Source organism: Kitasatospora sp. NPDC097643, from assembly GCF_040302625.1.
Taxonomy (GTDB): domain Bacteria; phylum Actinomycetota; class Actinomycetes; order Streptomycetales; family Streptomycetaceae; genus Kitasatospora.
In genome coordinates this window covers 113,133-128,728 of sequence record NZ_JBEOSA010000008.1, presented here as the reverse complement: position 1 = coordinate 128,728, position 15,596 = coordinate 113,133, and the positions used below count along the sequence as shown (strand labels likewise).

Annotated in this window: 16 protein-coding genes and 2 pseudogenes; 9 read left to right on the top strand and 9 right to left on the bottom strand. The window is 70.4% G+C overall.

Translation table 11 applies throughout. From position 1 onward, the window contains the following. Positions 1 to 98: 98 nt before the first annotated feature. The gene (locus tag ABTY15_RS08215; protein ID WP_350578224.1) at positions 99 to 839 is read left to right on the top strand and encodes an aspartate/glutamate racemase family protein; all 741 of its coding nucleotides are present in this window, start codon (positions 99 to 101) and stop codon (positions 837 to 839) included. Here ABTY15_RS08215 and ABTY15_RS08210 read toward each other — a convergent pair. The 3 genes from ABTY15_RS08210 to ABTY15_RS08200 form a co-directional block, all read right to left on the bottom strand. Next, a complete protein-coding gene (locus tag ABTY15_RS08210) occupies positions 818 to 1,801 on the bottom strand; it encodes a GNAT family N-acetyltransferase (protein ID WP_350578027.1) in 984 nt (327 codons plus the stop codon). The genes ABTY15_RS08215 and ABTY15_RS08210 overlap by 22 nt on opposite strands. 159 nt (positions 1,802 to 1,960) lie before the next feature. Beyond that, a complete protein-coding gene (locus tag ABTY15_RS08205; RefSeq protein WP_350578025.1) occupies positions 1,961 to 2,164 on the bottom strand; it encodes a DUF397 domain-containing protein in 204 nt (67 codons plus the stop codon). Beyond that, entirely contained in the window at positions 2,157 to 3,023 is an 867-nt protein-coding gene (locus ABTY15_RS08200) for a helix-turn-helix domain-containing protein (RefSeq protein WP_350578022.1), read from the bottom strand. Before ABTY15_RS08200 ends, ABTY15_RS08205 begins: the two co-directional genes overlap by 8 nt. A 317-nt stretch (positions 3,024 to 3,340) precedes the next feature. Here ABTY15_RS08200 and ABTY15_RS08195 point away from each other — a divergent pair, with 317 nt between their 5' ends. The 5 genes and pseudogenes from ABTY15_RS08195 to ABTY15_RS08175 all read left to right on the top strand — a co-directional run. After that, positions 3,341 to 3,703 carry an ATP-binding protein gene (locus tag ABTY15_RS08195; RefSeq protein ID WP_350578019.1) on the top strand — a complete coding sequence of 121 codons (363 nt, stop codon included), beginning with the start codon at positions 3,341 to 3,343 and terminating at the stop codon, positions 3,701 to 3,703. Then, positions 3,700 to 3,951, top strand: a complete 252-nt coding sequence (locus tag ABTY15_RS08190) for a hypothetical protein (RefSeq protein WP_350578006.1) — start codon at positions 3,700 to 3,702, stop codon at positions 3,949 to 3,951. The genes ABTY15_RS08195 and ABTY15_RS08190 overlap by 4 nt, the downstream gene beginning before the upstream one ends. Beyond that, positions 3,948 to 4,121: a hypothetical protein gene (locus ABTY15_RS08185; protein ID WP_350578003.1), complete on the top strand. Its 174-nt coding sequence runs from the start codon at positions 3,948 to 3,950 to the stop codon at positions 4,119 to 4,121. The genes ABTY15_RS08190 and ABTY15_RS08185 overlap by 4 nt, the downstream gene beginning before the upstream one ends. Positions 4,122 to 4,282: 161 nt before the next feature. Next, positions 4,283 to 5,212, top strand: coding sequence for a Gfo/Idh/MocA family protein (locus ABTY15_RS08180; protein WP_350578000.1), 930 nt, complete (start codon positions 4,283 to 4,285; stop codon positions 5,210 to 5,212). Positions 5,213 to 5,348: 136 nt separating this feature from the next. Continuing rightward, a pseudogene (locus ABTY15_RS08175) lies at positions 5,349 to 5,498 on the top strand (haloacid dehalogenase); the annotation flags it as partial. A gap of 516 nt (positions 5,499 to 6,014) precedes the next feature. On the opposite strand, the pseudogene tnpA reads toward ABTY15_RS08175, so the two are convergent. Then, a pseudogene (tnpA, locus tag ABTY15_RS08170) lies at positions 6,015 to 6,424 on the bottom strand (IS200/IS605 family transposase). A 25-nt stretch (positions 6,425 to 6,449) separates the two neighbouring features. On the opposite strand from tnpA, the gene ABTY15_RS08165 reads away from it, so the two are divergent. Then, positions 6,450 to 7,730: an RNA-guided endonuclease InsQ/TnpB family protein gene (locus ABTY15_RS08165; RefSeq protein WP_350577998.1), complete on the top strand. Its 1,281-nt coding sequence runs from the start codon at positions 6,450 to 6,452 to the stop codon at positions 7,728 to 7,730. Positions 7,731 to 7,878: 148 nt separating this feature from the next. Here ABTY15_RS08165 and ABTY15_RS08160 read toward each other — a convergent pair whose 3' ends face one another. After that, positions 7,879 to 8,388: a hypothetical protein gene (locus ABTY15_RS08160; RefSeq protein ID WP_350577996.1), complete on the bottom strand. Its 510-nt coding sequence runs from the start codon at positions 8,386 to 8,388 to the stop codon at positions 7,879 to 7,881. Positions 8,389 to 8,636: 248 nt separating this feature from the next. Between ABTY15_RS08160 and ABTY15_RS08155 the strand changes: the two genes are divergently transcribed. Both ABTY15_RS08155 and ABTY15_RS08150 read left to right on the top strand, forming a co-directional pair. Next, positions 8,637 to 9,002 carry a hypothetical protein gene (locus tag ABTY15_RS08155; protein ID WP_350577993.1) on the top strand — a complete coding sequence of 122 codons (366 nt, stop codon included), beginning with the start codon at positions 8,637 to 8,639 and terminating at the stop codon, positions 9,000 to 9,002. 110 nt (positions 9,003 to 9,112) lie between these two features. Then, positions 9,113 to 9,775 (top strand): hypothetical protein, encoded by a 663-nt coding sequence (locus ABTY15_RS08150; protein ID WP_350577990.1) that lies wholly within the window; start codon positions 9,113 to 9,115, stop codon positions 9,773 to 9,775. A 79-nt stretch (positions 9,776 to 9,854) separates the two neighbouring features. Here ABTY15_RS08150 and ABTY15_RS08145 read toward each other — a convergent pair whose 3' ends face one another. The 4 genes from ABTY15_RS08145 to ABTY15_RS08130 all read right to left on the bottom strand — a co-directional run bounded on the left by ABTY15_RS08145 (position 9,855) and on the right by ABTY15_RS08130 (position 15,400). Next, a complete protein-coding gene (locus tag ABTY15_RS08145; RefSeq protein ID WP_350577987.1) occupies positions 9,855 to 10,367 on the bottom strand; it encodes a carboxymuconolactone decarboxylase family protein in 513 nt (170 codons plus the stop codon). A gap of 76 nt (positions 10,368 to 10,443) precedes the next feature. Then, positions 10,444 to 10,791 (bottom strand): hypothetical protein, encoded by a 348-nt coding sequence (locus ABTY15_RS08140; RefSeq protein WP_350577984.1) that lies wholly within the window; start codon positions 10,789 to 10,791, stop codon positions 10,444 to 10,446. A gap of 4 nt (positions 10,792 to 10,795) precedes the next feature. After that, the gene (locus ABTY15_RS08135) at positions 10,796 to 12,055 is read right to left on the bottom strand and encodes a cytochrome P450 (protein WP_350577981.1); all 1,260 of its coding nucleotides are present in this window, start codon (positions 12,053 to 12,055) and stop codon (positions 10,796 to 10,798) included. 135 nt (positions 12,056 to 12,190) lie between these two features. Beyond that, positions 12,191 to 15,400, bottom strand: a complete 3,210-nt coding sequence (locus ABTY15_RS08130) for a M28 family peptidase (protein ID WP_502893450.1) — start codon at positions 15,398 to 15,400, stop codon at positions 12,191 to 12,193. Between the last annotated feature and the right edge of the window lie 196 nt (positions 15,401 to 15,596).

Below are 15,596 nucleotides of genomic sequence, written 5' to 3'. Positions count from 1 at the left end.
GTAAGGCTTATATGTTTGGTCCTGCTGAGTGAAATTCCTTATATTGAGGTTCCAGCGGCGAACTCGATGCCGCTCGGAGTCGATGTGAGGGCGTGGCGATGAAGACGATCGGGCTGATCGGTGGGATGAGCTGGGAGTCGACAGCGGAGTACTACCGGTTGTTGAACGAGTTCACGCGTGACCGCCTCGGTGGACTCCACTCGGCGCGGTGCGTGCTCTACTCGGTGGACTTCGCGGAGATCGAGCAGTTGCAGGTCCAGGGCCGCTGGGTGGAGGCCGGCGAGATCCTGGCTGCGGCGGCCCAGGCTCTTGAGGCAGCCGGGGCGGACATGCTGCTGATCTGCACCAACACCATGCACAAGGTCGCCGACCGCGTCGAGGCGGCGGTCTCCATCCCCCTGCTGCACCTGGCCGACGCCACCGCAGAGGCCGTACGGGCGGCGGGCCTGCACCGAGTCGGCCTGCTGGGCACCGCGTTCACCATGGAGCAGGATTTCTACCGAGGCCGTCTCGAAGCCGGCGGACTCGATGTGCGGGTCCCGGACGCTGACGGGCGCGCGATCGTTCACCACGTGATCTACCAGGAGCTCTGCCTGGGCATCGTGCGGGAGGAGTCACGTGCCGCCTACCAGAAGGTCATCACGGACCTGGTCGCCGGCGGCGCGGAGGGCATCATTCTGGGCTGCACCGAAATCGAGCTCCTCATCGGTTCTGATGACAGCCCCGTCCCGGTCTTCCCCACCGCACGACTCCACGCTGCGGCCGCCGTACACGCCGCACTGTCCGGCGCCCAGACCGACGAGCCAATGACCGGTGATCAGGCAAGCGGCTTGCGGTAACGGACGTACTCGTTCTGCCGCCGGAACCCCACACTCTCGTAAAGGTCGTAGGACCGGTGCTGGTTTGCCGTGCCGGTGAACAGCCGGGCGGTCGTCGCACCCTGCTCGCGAAGGCTCCGCAGCCCTTCCAGCAGCAGGACCCGGCCGATTCCGAGGCGTCGCTGGTCCGTCCGGACGCTCAGCTCGTCCACCTCGCCCACGGTGCGGTCGTGGCGGCGGATGGAGCAGAGGGCGACGCCGACCATGTGCTGCCCGTTCCAGGCAGCCCTCCAGCATGCCGGGTCGGCGGTGTCGACGAAGTCCTGGAAAGGCCATCTCTGAGCGAAGCGGGTGTCCGCGTACGAATCGACGACCGTCCTCCAGGCTGCGCGGTAGTGGCTTGTCCCGATCGGCCCTGTCCGTATCCCGGCCCGCAGCTCGCCGCCCGGCTCGGGCACCTGCTGCAGATCGCCCAGCTCCAGCTCGACCAGGCTGAAGACACGTCGGTAGCCGGCTGCGAGCAGAAGTGCCGTGGCGTCCTGCTCGGAGGCCACGGCGTTCGCGCCGATCACTGCCGTCCGGGCCGTTCCGTGCTGTTCGACGAGCCGACGGATCCGCTCTTCGGCCCAGCTCAGCATGGCTGAGCCGATGCCCTGGCAGCGATGCTCGGGCAGTAGGTAGCCGCGGTGCAGGTACAGCCACGTGCCGTCCCGCTCTTGCCACCACCGGATCGTCGAGTAACCGACGACGCTCCCGTCGAGCACCACCAGGATCTGGTTCCTGGACGGCTCCTCCAACTTGGCCGAAGCCTCGGCGATCTCGGCCGCTGTCGGGAGCCCTTCCACAACCGAATGGACATCGACCCGGTCCCGTTCAACACACCCCAGCCGCACCGCGGCCATGGCGCCGTGGTCGTCGTCGCCGCGATACGGCCGGAATCCGAAGCCGACCGGAAGGTCCTGCCCTGCCGTGCCATCCACCATGACCGGATGATCTCGAACCTCGAGGCAGGCCCGCCACCCTATTCACGCCGCGGTCGTCTGCGGCCGTTCAACGAGCTGACCGCGTTCAACGCCGGCCCCGGCGCGGTGTCCACTTCCGGGATCGGCCCCTCGCTCTGGCGGAGCGAGGGGCCGACGGGTTCAGCTGGGGGTGTTGGCGTGGTGGTCGAACTCGCCGGCCTTGGCGGCTTCGAGGAACGCGGCGAGCTTGGCGGGGGTGGTGCGGACTATGACCTCGCCATCGTCGGACTCGCGTAGCTCGACCAGCCCGTCGGCGGTGCGTACCTCGACGCATTCGTCGTTCGCGCCGGAGTAGCTGGACTTCTGCCACACGGAACTATCCACGCTTGCTTTCCATTTCCTTCTTGATGGATCCGATGAAGTCTCGGGTCTCCTCCTCCGAGAGGGCGCGAGACTCGAACCGGGCGAGCAGGGACCGGAACCTCGCCATGTGGGCCGGGGCATCGAAGATCCGGGTTCCGAGGCCCGTGTCCACCTGCGCCGTATCGAGTTCGGGAATCGGCCCGGCGGCGTAGGTGAAGTTCTCGTTGGAGCTTGGCATCGCGCCGACGTCGAACGGGACCACTCGGATCGAAACGGTCGGTTGCCCGGAGTCTTCGATGAGAGCGTCGAGCTGTTCGGTGAGGACGACCGGTCCGCTGAACTGCATGCGCAGCGCTGCTTCATGGATGAACGCCGAGTAGGGCGTCGCGCCCGATCGGACAACGCGCTGCCGCTGCATCCGGAACGCTGTTCTGAGGTCGATCTCGTGACGGGGCAGGGGCGGGAAGGTCTGAGCGAAGACGGCAGAGGCGTAGGAGCCGGTTTGGAGCAGGCCGGGAATGAAAGCCATCGAGTAGGTGGTGAGCCGTCGGGCCTGGCCTTCGAACTCCGCAACATCAACGAAGTCCGCGGACAGGGTGCCGCGGTACTCCTCCCACCAGCCCGGCTTCTCGCGTTCCGTGATGACGTCCGCGAGGGCGGCGATCAAGGGCTCGTTGACGCACATGCACGTCGCGGCAACTGTGCGCAGCCGCTCCACACTGATGCCGATCCTCCCTGCCTCCATCTGCGTCACCTGCGCCGGGCTCATGCCGACGAGGCGGCCCAGCTCGCTGCCGCCGAAGCCGGCCTGCTCGCGCATCCTTCTCAGCTCGGCGCCGAGCCGACGCTGACGGAGTGTGGGGTTCGCGCGTGGAGCCATGGCTTCCTTCCGGGGCAGGGGGCGACCCCAGTCTGCCGCGCGGCTTGCCGGGCGGTCCATCTGTGGCGGCTGATACCACGATAGGGGGAATATCCCGAAGCAGGGTAAAACTTGATCTGCATCTGGGCTATGGTCACTGGCAGATCGATCCGACGGATCGTCAGTAACGCCTGTTTTCAAGGGCAGTAGGCGCCTGCTGCCCGCGCTCCGCAGAGCAGCCGCGCACGGCATCAACCAGCCTCGCCCAGGCCTGGCTCACGGCGACGGATCCGCTGCTTCGCCTCTCCACTCCACACCACCGCCTCATGGAGGTCTCCATGTGCACCCGTAACACGCCCTCGCTCGCTCTCTCCCGGCAGGCCCTGCGGGACGTCCTGACCCGCGCCGGCTGGGACCCCGAGGTCATCTTCAACGCCGAACTCGCCCTCGCCGAGCTCCTCGTCAACGCCTGGAGGCACGGCGAGACCGCCGCGCCCGTCGTCTACTTCTCCCTCCTCACCTGCACCCTCCGGGTCTGCGTCTCGGACGAGAACGACGCGCTCCCCGAGCGGCGCACCCCCGCCGACCTCGGAGAGTCCGGTCGCGGCCTTCAGCTCGTGGAGGGCCTCACCCACCGCTGGGGCGTCGACCCCCAGAAGCACGGCAAAACCGTCTGGTACGAGCTGGACTTCGCGGCGTGAGCCCGATCCACCCGCCCATCGCGCCGAGCGACCCCCGGATGCGGGACTACACGACGCCCCAGGTCACGAACCTCCTCCGCGAACTGCGCGAGCGCGGGCGCCCGTTCGGGATCCTCTGGGGCTCGGCCGCCGCCACCGAGACGACCCTCGACGGCCGCGTCCTGGTCGACTTCGGCAACGCGCCGGTGAGCACTCTGCTCAACCTCCTCCACCTCCTCCGCGACATCGAAGGAGACGAGCCAGGATGAGACCGGGTCTCGCCACCTTCCTGATCGGCGCGGCCTTCGCCGTCCTCCTGGCGCTCGCCTTCGCCACCGTCGTGCTCGGCGTCATCACGGCCCTCCGGATGCCCAAGCCCGACGAGACCACCGACCTCGACCCTCGGGACCAGGGTCCAACCCGGGGCACACCCACCTGACCGCGCCCAGCGCGGGCCGAGCCGAGTCCTCCAACTCGGTTCGGTGGGGCCCGACCGGGGCGTGCTCCCGGTCGCCGTCGTGGCTCGTCGGCCGGGTGGTGTGGGGAGCGGGTGAATAGGGTGGGGGTGCATGGTGTCGGCGCCCGAGTATGGAGATGTGCATGAGTTCGACCGCTGTTCCTGACGACCTTCTTCCGGTCGGTGTCATCGGGCTCGGTGACATCGCGCAGAAGGCGTACCTGCCGGTCCTCACCGCGCTGCCGGGGTTGGACCTGCGGTTGATGACCCGGGACGGGGTGAAGCTGGACCGGATCGGTGAGGCGTACCGGATCGGGGCGGAGGCGCGGTTCACCGATCTCGGGGCGTTGATCGGGAGCGGGATCCGGGCGGCGTTCGTGCATGCCGCGACCAGCCAGCACGTGCCGATCGTGGAGCAGTTGCTGACGGCCGGTGTGGACGTGTACGTGGACAAGCCGCTGGACTACACCCTGGACGGCTCGCGCAGGCTGGTCGACCTGGCCGACCGTGCGGGCCGCTCGCTGCTGGTGGGCTTCAACCGGCGCTACGCGCCCGGTTACGTCCAGGCCAAGGAGCGTCCGCGGGATCTGATCGTGCTGCAGAAGAACCGCGAGGGCCTGCCCGAGGCGCCGAGGACGATGGTCTACGACGACTTCATCCACGTGGTGGATGCGCTCCGGTTCCTGGCGCCGGGGGACATCGAGCACGTCGACGTCCGCTCGCGGGTGCGCGACGGCCTGGTCGAGCACGTCGTGCTCACCCTGGCCGGGGACGGCTTCACCGCGCTGGGCATCATGAACCGGCTGTCCGGCTCGACGGAGGAGGTGCTGGAGGTCTCCGGCGGCGACTCCAAGCGCGAGGTCCACAACCTCGCCGAGGTCATCGACCACCGTGGCCAGCCCACCATCCGCCGCCGCGGCGACTGGGTCTCCGTCGCCCGCCAACGCGGCATCGAACAGGCCGTCCTCACCTTCCTCGACGCCGTCCGCACCGGCAAGACCCTGGATGCCCACGACGCGCTGCGCACCCACGAACTGTGCGAACTCATCGTGGAGCGCATTGAGACAGTCTGACAGCCCCGGCCTCGTGCAACGGGGGTGGCGGTCATCAACCCAGTCCGACAACCTGCACCGTCACTGACACCCCGCAGATGCCCGCCGCGCTCGGCACCCGAGCGCGGCGGGCAGGCCACCTCGCTGGGCTGCGCCCATGATTCGTGCAGTGGTGTTCGACGTCGGCGAGTGCCTGGTGGACGAGACCCGGGAGTACGGGACCTGGGCGGACTGGCTGGGCGTGCCCCGACACACCTTCGTGGCACAGCTCGGCGCGGTGATCGCCCAGGGGCACGACTACCGTGATCCGCCGGGGGCCGTGGGGCTGGATCCAACAGCACGACCCGGCGGCCGGTCAGGCGACGTTCCGGATCGACTCGCTCGCCGAGCTCCCGGGCCTGGTACCGAAGGCGAACTCGCACCACCCGGCGGCTACCTGACGGCCCCCGCCAGCCACAGCACCTGCACCGGGACACCGAGCCCCCGCGCATACGCCACCAAATCGGCCGTCCCGCCGTAGCCACGGGCGGGACGGCCGTCCCAGACGGCGATGAGCCTGTCGACGAGCCCCACCAGGACCTCACGTTCCTGGAATCCTGCGAGACGCCGCCGTGCTGCTGCTCGACTCCGTCAAGGCGACCCCGCCGGCCGAGGAGCCCGCGACGATGGATGCTCAGCGTCCGGGTGGGGTATGCGTTCGCAGCCACCTGGAGAACCTCCGGATCAAGGGCTAGAGCCCAGTGGTGAAGCGATTGTGAGCGCTGCTCTGACAGAGGCCGGTGTCGCACCCTCCCGCACTGTTGAGACCGGCCACTGCTGACGGTCAGACGGGCCGGGTCTGCTCGATGTACTGGCGGATTGTCGACAGCGGAGCGCCGCCGACAGCCCGGCGAAATGCGAGCCGGACCACAGGCGCTGTGCGCGCCAGTAGTGCTTGACCAGGTCGGGGAACTCCGGTCGTATGCGTTGGGTGCTGACACCCTTGAGGCTGTCGACCAGTTTCGACAGGGCGGCCTTTGGTGGGAAGTTCACAGGAGATGGACGTGATTGTTCTCGCGTTGCACACGACCAATTCCACCTCGAAGTCCTGGCAGACGCTCCGCGTGATCTCTTCCATGTGTGTCAGGTGCCCGTCGGTGAACACCTTGTGCCGGTACTTCGTCACGAAACCAAGTGCGCGTGCAGGGCGAAAGTGCAGTGACGACCAGTGTGGATGTTCTGATACTCAGCCATAAACCAACACGCTACGGTGGTCAGCATGCAGCTTCGGTACGCCTTCCGGCTCTATCCGAATGGGCCTCAGCGTTGCGCGCTGGCCCGTGCGTTCGGGTGTGCACGGGTGGTGTACAACGACGCGTTGCGTTCCCGTGAGGATGCCCGTGCGGCCGGGCTGCCGTTCGTGCCGTCGGCCGTGCTGTCGAAGGCGCTGACGGAGGCGAAGAAGACGCCGGAACGGGCGTGGCTAGGCGAGGTGTCGGCCGTGGTCCTGCAACAGGCGTTGCGCGACCTGGACACCGCCTACCGGAACTTCTTTGACGGGCTCAAGGGCAAGCGCCCGCGTATGGGGGCGCCGCGCTTCAAGTCGCGGAAGGACAATCGGCAGGCCGTCCGCTTCACCGGGAACGCCCGCTGGTCGATCACGACTGGCGGAGATCTGGCGTTGCCGAAGATCGGCGATGTGCGGGTGAGGTGGTCCCGGTCGCTGCCGTCGGTGCCGTCCACGGTGACCGTGGTCAAGGACCCGGCCGGACGGTACTTCGCCTCGTTCGTGGTGGAGACCGACCCGGGCGCCGACCTGGCCCGGATGCCGGAGACGGGCGCCGTGGTCGGCATCGACCTGGGGCTGACCCACTTCGCCGTCCTGTCCGACGGCACGAAGATCGAATCCCCGCGTTTCCTGCGCCGTGCCGAGAAGCGGTTGAAGAAGGCGCAGCGGGCCTTGAGCCGTAAGGCGAAGGGGTCGAAGAACCGTGAGAAGGCCCGTGTCAAGGTCGCCCGCGCTCATGGGCGTGCGGCGGATGCGCGGCGTGAGTTCCACCACCAGCTGTCCACGAAGGTGATCCGCGAGAATCAAGCGGTCGCCGTGGAGGACCTGGCGGTCAAGGGACTCGCCCGCACTCGCATGGCGAAGTCCGTGCACGACGCGGGATGGTCGCGGTTCGTGGCCATGCTGGAGTACAAGGCCGCTCGGTACGGACGAGCCTTCCACCGTATCGGCCGTTTCGAGCCCACCTCTCAGGTGTGCTCGCGCTGTGGTGTCCAGGACGGCCCCAAGCCCCTCGACGTTCGCGCGTGGACGTGTGGGGCGTGCGGGGCCGTCCTGGACCGGGACATCAATGCGGCGGTCAACGTCGCCAAGGCCGCCGGACTGGCGGTGACAGCCTGTCGAGCGCGGGTAAGACCGGGAGCTGTTCCGGCGCAGCGCGAAGAAGCAGGAACCCACCGAGACGGTCAGTCGACCGTGGTAGGAATCCCCGGTTTAGGCCGGGGAGTGGAAGTCAATGGAACTGGGACCGGGTGTGGTGCTGTCCGGAGATGACCCAACCGTGGGTCGACCGGTGGAACGCTCTCGCCTCCGGCGCGCAGCCCCAGGAGGTGCTGCCGTGGCCGGCTCGGCAGACGTCCGGCGCTGCTGAACCGTGTCCACATCGTGGTGACCGCCGGTGGCACTGAGCCGGCTGCCGGTCTTACGACCGTGGGCCGAGCGTCACCTGGAAGGCCAGGCTGCCCAGCAGCGTGTAGTCGCCGTAGAGGTCGCAGCGGGCGGCGGTGAGCATGCCGCCCGGGCAGGCGAGGACGGTGGGTGGCCGGAGCCCGTAGCCTCGGCGGCGGTCCGTGCCGGGGGCGCCGTGGGAGAGCGTGCTGGTGGCGCCCGGGAAGAGGATGGCGGTGCCGTCGGTCCGGTCGCCGTAGGGCGGCGGGAGGAGGGTGCCGGTGTCGTCCTCGGGGACGAAGAACAGGGTCCAGAACGAACCGGCGGGCTCGTCCCCGAGGAGCAGGTTGAAGGTCGCGTCGCCGGTGACGACGTCGCCGAGCACCTTCACGCCGGAGAAGGAGAGCGGCAGCGTCGTGGGACAGCCGGAGTTGTCGATCTCGGCGAGCAGCCGATGCAGGGCGGGGGCGGTGTCGGGCGTGGCGTACTCCCTCAGCGAGATGAGGGCGTCGTCCTGGGCGGGCACAACCTGCTCTTCATCCATGGCGTCTCCTCCGAAACCGCCCTCCGCATCCCCGGAGGGCCGACCGGGGTCACGGATGCCCACGCCGGCCGAGCGCCGCACCGGGAGCACCACGTTGTCCCCCGGACGGCGGACGGACGGTGACCAGTACGGTCCAGCGGCGGCCGGCCGCCGGTTTGACTCGGTGACCGTTCCCTCGCCAGCATCGCGGCCATCAACGAGGAGGGGTTGTGAGGGGAACAGTTCGGCTGCCGCGCCCGTCGAGGCGCATGTGGGTCATCGCTGCGGTGCTGCTGAGCGTCGTGGCCGTGGAGGTGGCGCTGGAGACGTGGTGGCTGCCCGCGAAGTGGCGCGGCTACGACGCGGCGGCGACCGGGCAGGTGCTCGTCAGCGAGGACGGCCGGACCATCACCCTCGCCGTCGACTGGCGGTGCGAGCAGCAGCCTGTGCTGGTGACGCACGAGAGCGCCGACCGCGTCACCGTGCTCATGCACCGCAAGGCGTTCAAGGGGCCGGACTACCAGTGTCCGGAGGACTCCGTCGGCTCGGCGCGCATCAGCGCCCGCCTGGACGCGCCGCTCGCCGCGCGGCAGCTCGTCGACGGGGTGACCGGTCAGCCGCTGGCGCACCTCTGAGACCGCAGGGCGGGAGGCCCGGGAGGCCCGTCCTCTCTTTGATCTTCATGCCGCCGGGGGGTGAAGAACAAGACTCCAATTTCTTCGCTGTGGCGCCCACCATGAGGGCCATGACGTCCGCATCTTCCGACCTCGCAGACCGACTCGCCCACGTGCGCTGGATCGCCGGCGGTACGGGTGCCGGCAAGAGCACGCTGACCCGGTTACTGGCCGATCGGTACGGTGCCGCGGTCTACCGTGGTGATCGCGCCGAGCACGGCTGGCTCGAACGGTGCACTCCGGCCCGGCACCCGCACTTCACCGCTCTGCGGGACCTGCCACCGGGAGGCATGTGGCGGGACCGGACGCCACGCCAGGTGTTCCGGGCGATGCCGGGCCTGCACGGGGAGGCCGTCGGCTTCCTGATCGAGGATCTGCTCGCGCTGCCCGGTGACCGGCTCGTCCTGGTCGACTACTTCGGGATCCTCCCGCGGCACCTCGCGCCGCTGCTGCGCCGCACCGACCAGGCCGTCCTCCTCCTGCCCACGCCCGAGTTCCGGCGGCGCGCACTCACCACCCGGTACGCGGACGCCGCCCGGGCCCGGGCCACCTGGGGCACCGAGGACCGGGCGGACGTCCTCGCCAAGCGGCTCGCCCGTGACGCGCTCTGGGACGAGGAGGTCCGCAGGCAGGCTCGACTGCACGGTCTCGACGGCATCGTGATCGACGGGACGACGCCCGCCCTGGAGCTGGCGGACCGCCTCGCCACGCGATTCGGTCTGGGGCTTCGGTGACGGTTAGGGCTGCGGCCGCGCAGGTTCGTTCTCGGCCCCCGGCCCTTCGGTGGGCCGGGGTGCCGGGCCTGGTGGTGCGTCAGGCGGCCCAGGGGTCGGTGAAGGCGCGGCCGGGGACGGGCTTGGCGACGAGGGCGATCGCGGTGAAGAAGTTGACCTGGCCGATGGCGAAGGTCAGGGTGGTGAGCGCGGTGTCGTCGTAGTGCTCGGCGACCTGGGCGTAGAGCTCGTCGGGCACCCGCTCCCCGCCGGTGGACGGCTGGAGGACCGCCTCCACCAGGGCCAGAGCGGCGCGCTCGGCGCTGCTGAAGTACGGCGAGTCCGGCCAGGACGCCACCGAGGTGATCTGCTCCTCCGGCACCCCGGCCTGGCGCAGGAACCCGGTGTGGAGCACGGTCAGGTAGCTGCTGCCGGCGATCTGGCCGGCCCGCAGCTGGACCAGGCTGATGGTGCTCCGCGGGACGGAGCCGTTGCCGACGGCCTTGAACAGGGCGGCCGACACGTCGGCGAGTTCGGGCACGAGCTGTCCCGGGTCCTGCGCCAGCCGCGGGCGCAGCGGGATTTCCGTGGTGATCGAGGGGGAGGTTCCCATGGCCGTATGCCTTTCGGGTCGCACGGTGCTGTTACCGACCCGACGGATGGCGGCGGAGGAATGTGACAGCGGGCTCTCAGCCGTCGTCCACGACGAACCGCGGCCGGCGGCGCCACCACCACCGGTCGGGGTGGGGGAGGCGCCGGTACCGGCCGAGGAAGAGGCCGTCGTCGGGGGTGGTGGCGGCGCGGAAGCGGGTGTCGAGGGCGAGGATCCGCGGCGTCCACAGCTGGACGACGTGGTCGGGCAGCCGGAGCCACGCCTGGTGCAGCCAGTCGCGGCAGGCGAGCTCGTTGACGTACTCGTCGACGTCCTCGTCGTAGCCCTGTTCGACGGCGGCGACGGTGGCACCCCACCACGTCACCTGGTCGGCGACGGTGAACGGGTCGCGCCAGCCGGGGAGTTGCAGCGGCTCATCCAGCACGGCGTCAGGCCCCCAGCACCGCCGGCGTGGGCCCGTCGGGGCGGACGGTGATGCTGTAGGCGGCGCCGGTGGGGGCGGCGAGGAAGCGGGGGGCGTAACTGGGGAGCAGCAGGTCGAGGAGCGCGGTGGTCTCGCGGACGGCGAACTGGGTGCCGAGGCAGGCGCGGGCGCCGAGGCCGAAGGGGAAGTAGGCGCCCAGGTGGGCGGGGCGGGTGCCGCCGGGGGTGAAGCGGGTGGGGTCGAAGCGCTCGGGGTCGGGCCAGAGGGCCGGGTCGCGGTGGGTGAGGTAGGGGCAGACGAGGACGTCGGTGCCGGCGGCGATGTGGTGGCCGGCCAGGGTGTCGTCCTCGACGGCGTGGCGGGGGAGGATCCAGGCGGAGGGGTAGAGCCGCAGGGTTTCGCTGACCAGGGCCTGCGGGTCGGCGGTGCGCGCCTCGGGGTGGCGGTCGAGGAGGAGGAAGAGCCAGGTGAGGGTGGTGGCGGTGGTCTCGTGGCCGGCGACGAGCAGGGTGACGAGTTCGTCGCGGATCAACCGGTCGGTGTACTCGGGGTGTTGGGAGCTCGCGTCGAGGAGGGTGTGGAGCACGCCGGGTTCTTCGGTACCCGAGGAGGACCGCGCCGCGTCGATGGCGGCCTGGGCGACGGCGTCGATCCGGGCGAGGTCCGCGGCGACGGCGTCGCGGGCGTCGGCGGCGTCGGTGGGCAGGGTCGGCATGGCGGCCACCACCCGTTCCACGGAACGGAGTTCGCGGTCGGTGTGGTCGTCCAGCGGCTGCCCGGTGAGGGCCCGCCAGACGGTGTCGAGGGCGAAGCCGCGCATCTCCTCGGCGAGGTCGAAGGTTTCGCCGGTGCGCGCGTACCCGGCCCAGCGGTCGGCGGTGCGCTGCGCCGCGGCGGCGATCCGCTGCTCGTAGCGGCGCATCCCGGTGCCGGTGAACTGGGACTGGAGCAGCCGCCGTTGGCGCTTCCAGGCGTCGCCGGTGGCGGAGAGCACGCCGTCGCCGACCAGCATCCGGGCGCGGTGGGAGCGCTTGACGTACCGGTCGGGGTGGCGGCCGAGGACGTGCTGGACAGCGGCCGGGTCGGTGACGAGCACCGTCGGGGTGGGGCCGAGGCGGAACGCGGCGATGCCGCCGATGCCGCGCTGGGCGCGGGCGAGCAGGTCGACGAGCTCGGCCTCCTCGGCCCGCCACTGTTCGACGACCTCGGCCGCCAGTTCGGGGACGGGCTGCGCTTCCGCGGTGTCCGTGGTCTCCGTGGTCACGTGCTCTCCGTAGGGTGTCGGCGCTCCGGGCGGCCTCCCGCCCCGGCCGACTGTACGTCACACCCGGGCGACGCGGCTGCGCCGCGATCCGTCCCCCTCGACGGACCCGCGGCGCAGCCAGCTGTCAGGCGAGCGTCATAGGCGCTCCCACAGGGCGGGGACGATCGGCGGCTCCCAGCCGACCTGGGCGGTGTGACCCTGGATGCAGCGGTAGCTGACCCCGTCGTAGGTCACCACGTCGCCCGCCTGGTAGGTGGCGCCGGGCGTCCAGGTGCCGCCGGGGTTGCCCGGGTCGGTGCCGACGACCAGCGAGAACGTGGTGCTGTGGGCGGTCGAGCCGGTGCCGGTCACGGTGATGCTGTAGGTGCCGGCCGCCGTGGACGCGGAGGTGGCGACGGTCATCGTCGCGGACCCGCCGGACTGCACCGAGGACGGGCTGAACGAGACCGTCACGCCCGCCGGGGCGCCGCTGGCGGTCAGGCCGACCGTCTGGGCGGCGCCGGAGGTGGTGGCGGTGGAGACGGTCGCGGTGGCGGCGTTGCCGGCGGTGACGGTGGCGCCGGCCGGGTTGACCGCGAGCGAGAAGTCCGGGCCGGGGGTGGTGCCGCCGACGGAGGTCTTCCACAGGGTGTACGCCACGCCGTCGGCGCTGCGGTTCAGCGCGGTCGGGTCGATGTTGCTGCTGGTGTCGCAGGACTGGTGGTAGCAGGAGTCGTAGGAACGGCCCGCGCTGCCGCCCCACTTGGCCGCCTGTGCGGTGGTCTTGGTGGCGCTGGCGCCGGCCGCGTAGCCGGAGGTGGGGATGCCGGCCTGCTGGAAGGAGTAGTCGTCGGAGCGGCCCTGGCCCTCGACGTTCTCCTCCGGCTGGAGGTTGAGCGAGTCCCAGTAGGCCTTCATCGGCGCGGAGGCGCTGGAGGTGAGGTTGTTGATGAAGTAGCCGGCGTTGGGCGAGCCGACCATGTCGAAGTTGTAGTACGCCTTGATCGCGGAGCGCTGGGTGCTGCTCAGCTGGCCGACGTAGTACTGGGAGCCCTGGAGGCCCTGCTCCTCACCGGTCCACCAGGCGAACCGGATGTGCCGGGTGAGGGTGGGGTTCTGCTGGGCGAGGACGAGGGCGTTCTCCAGCAGGGTGGCGGAGCCGGAGCCGTTGTCGTTGATGCCGGGGCCGGCCGAGACGCTGTCCAGGTGGGCGCCGAACATGGTGACCTGGTCGGACGGGCCGCCGGGCCAGTCGGCGATCAGGTTGTTGGACTGGTAGGTGCAGGAGGTGCAGGTCTGCTCGGTCACGGTGTAGCCGGCGGCCTGGAGCTTGCCCTTGAGGTACGCGACGGACTGGCTGTGCCCGGCGGTGCCGGCCCGGCGGTTGCCGCCGTTCTGGTTGGCGATGCTGTTCAGCTGGCTGAGGTGGGCCTGCACCTTGGCGACGTCGATGTCGGGTGCGGGTCCGCCGGGGTTGCCGCCGCCACCGACGGTCAGGGTGTACGGGGCGGTGTGGGTGGCCGCGCCGGCGGTGCCGGTCACGGTGATCACGTAGGTGCCCGCGGCCGCCGAGGAGGAGGCCGAGAGGGTCAGCGTGGCGGAGGAACCGGCCTGCACCGACGAGGGGGTGATCGTCGCGGTGACCCCGGCCGGGGCGCCGGTGGCGGTCAGGTTGACGGTCTGCGCGGTGCCGGAGGTGACGGCGGTGCCGATCGTCGAGGTGGTCGAGGAGCCGGGCTGGACGGAGCCGGCGGCCGGGCCGAGGTTGAGCGAGAAGTCGTTGGTACCGGACGGCGTGCAGGTGGGGTCGCCGCTCTGCGCGCCCACGCTGACCGCGTCCCAGGCGGCCTTGGCCCGGGTGAAGAAGGCGCAGGAGGGGTCGAGGTTCTTGGCGGCGGTCAGAGTGGTGGTGCGGTAGCGCTTGTAGGTCATGCCGCTGGTCTTGAGCAGCATGCCGCCGTAGAAGACCCGCCCGGCGTCCTTGATCCCGATGCCAGTGACGGTGGAGTTGTTGCAGGTGGGGCTGGTGGGCTTGCCGCCGCCCGGGTTGGAGCCCTCGGCGAGCAGGTAGAACCAGTGGTTGAGCGGACCGGCGGCCGCGTGCACCTCGGTGCTGGGGATGGACGAGGAGTAGCAGTTGGGGTTGTTACCGACCAGCGAGGGGTTGTACATGTTCCGGATCGGCCCGTTGCCGACCAGGTTGATCATCTCGCCGACGGTGTAGTCCGGGTTGTCGTACGGCGAGGGCTCGTTGGCGTAGGCCTCGGTGAGCGCGCCGAAGATGTCGCCGGTGCCTTCGCCGAGCCCGTTCTCGTTGTCGGCGCCGCCCGGGGTGTACTGGTCGATGCCGTGGCCGAACTCGTGCCCGACGACGTCCATCGCGGCGATCCACTCGTTGGCCTGGCTGTGGCCGATCGATATGGAGCTGCCGTCCCAGTAGGCGTTCACGTCGTTCAGGCCGACCTTGACCGGCCAGCTGCCGCCGTTGCCGTCGTGCCCGTTGCGACCGAGCCAGTCGCGGAGCATGTCCCATTCCTTCTGGGCCGCGAACATGGCGTCGCCGCAGCCGGTCTCCTTGCTGGTGGGGCTGCCGTTGCCCCAGGAGTCGGAGGACTTGCTGAACACCTGGCCGGAGCTGTAGTCGGAGCAGCTCAGGCCGGGCCGGTTCGGGTCGCGCAGCGAGTAGGAGCCGCCCGAGCCGGTGGTGCTGATGGTGACCGGGGCGGGGCCGTTCCACTTGCTGTTGACGGTGCCGGCCTCGACCTCGTCGTGGCTGTCGACGACCTCGCCGGTCGCGGCGTCCACGAAGACGTGCAGCTTGCTGGGCGCGCTCTCGGTGCGGCCGGTCAGCACGGTCTCCCAGGCGAGCCGGCCGACGCCGCCCTTGACCCGGACCACCAGGCGGCGGGCGTCGACCGACTGCACGGAGGCGAGCTTCGCCCGGGCGGTCTTCTCGGCCTTGGCCGCGCTGATCTGGGGGGTGATGGAGCCACCGATCGGGCCGGGGGCGGCCGCCTGGAGGCCGCGGACCTTGCCCTGGCCGTCGGCGAGCACCACCGCGTCGCCGCCGACCACCGGCAGGCCGCGGTAACTGCGTTCGTACGAAACGGAGTAGAGGCCGCCGATCCAGGGCGTGACGGCCCGGCGCTCGTAGCTCTCGCCGGGGCCCTTGGCGAGGGCGTCCAGGCCGGCGGCCGCGGCCGCGTCGGCGGCGTTCACGGCGGCGGCCAGGGCGCTCGGCGGTGCGGGGGTGGGGCTGGGCGGTGCGGCGGTGGCCGGCCCGGCGGTGGCGGCGAGCATGCCCGCCAGCACGGTCAGGGTGGTGGCCACGGTCAGCAACCGCCCCGTGGACAGTCTGCGTTGCATCGAGGCTCCTCGGATGTGGGGGTCCTCGACCGCGGACGGCAGGGCTGGTGGCGCTCCGCAGGGCCGTGTCAGGGGGACGGCCGTGCGGGCCGTCCGCGCTCGGGTGCCGGAACCCTCACATGGCGTCATGCCCGGGTCAATGGCTGGTGCAGGCGGAGTATGGGGTTGGCAAATTCCGTCAAGCTGGGCGTTCACC

Coding starts and splice junctions, on each gene's coding strand:
- ABTY15_RS08165 (WP_350577998.1), top strand. CDS start 6,450: ATGCAGCTTCGGTACGCCTTCCGGCTCTATCCGAATGGGCCTCAGCGT.
- ABTY15_RS08185 (WP_350578003.1), top strand. CDS start 3,948: ATGAGACCGGGTCTCGCCACCTTCCTGATCGGCGCGGCCTTCGCCGTC.
- ABTY15_RS08155 (WP_350577993.1), top strand. CDS start 8,637: ATGTGGGTCATCGCTGCGGTGCTGCTGAGCGTCGTGGCCGTGGAGGTG.
- ABTY15_RS08200 (WP_350578022.1), bottom strand. CDS start 3,023: ATGGCTCCACGCGCGAACCCCACACTCCGTCAGCGTCGGCTCGGCGCC.
- ABTY15_RS08130 (WP_502893450.1), bottom strand. CDS start 15,400: ATGCAACGCAGACTGTCCACGGGGCGGTTGCTGACCGTGGCCACCACC.
- ABTY15_RS08150 (WP_350577990.1), top strand. CDS start 9,113: ATGACGTCCGCATCTTCCGACCTCGCAGACCGACTCGCCCACGTGCGC.
- ABTY15_RS08215 (WP_350578224.1), top strand. CDS start 99: ATGAAGACGATCGGGCTGATCGGTGGGATGAGCTGGGAGTCGACAGCG.
- ABTY15_RS08210 (WP_350578027.1), bottom strand. CDS start 1,801: ATGGTGGATGGCACGGCAGGGCAGGACCTTCCGGTCGGCTTCGGATTC.
- ABTY15_RS08145 (WP_350577987.1), bottom strand. CDS start 10,367: ATGGGAACCTCCCCCTCGATCACCACGGAAATCCCGCTGCGCCCGCGG.
- ABTY15_RS08180 (WP_350578000.1), top strand. CDS start 4,283: ATGAGTTCGACCGCTGTTCCTGACGACCTTCTTCCGGTCGGTGTCATC.
- ABTY15_RS08195 (WP_350578019.1), top strand. CDS start 3,341: ATGTGCACCCGTAACACGCCCTCGCTCGCTCTCTCCCGGCAGGCCCTG.
- ABTY15_RS08160 (WP_350577996.1), bottom strand. CDS start 8,388: ATGGATGAAGAGCAGGTTGTGCCCGCCCAGGACGACGCCCTCATCTCG.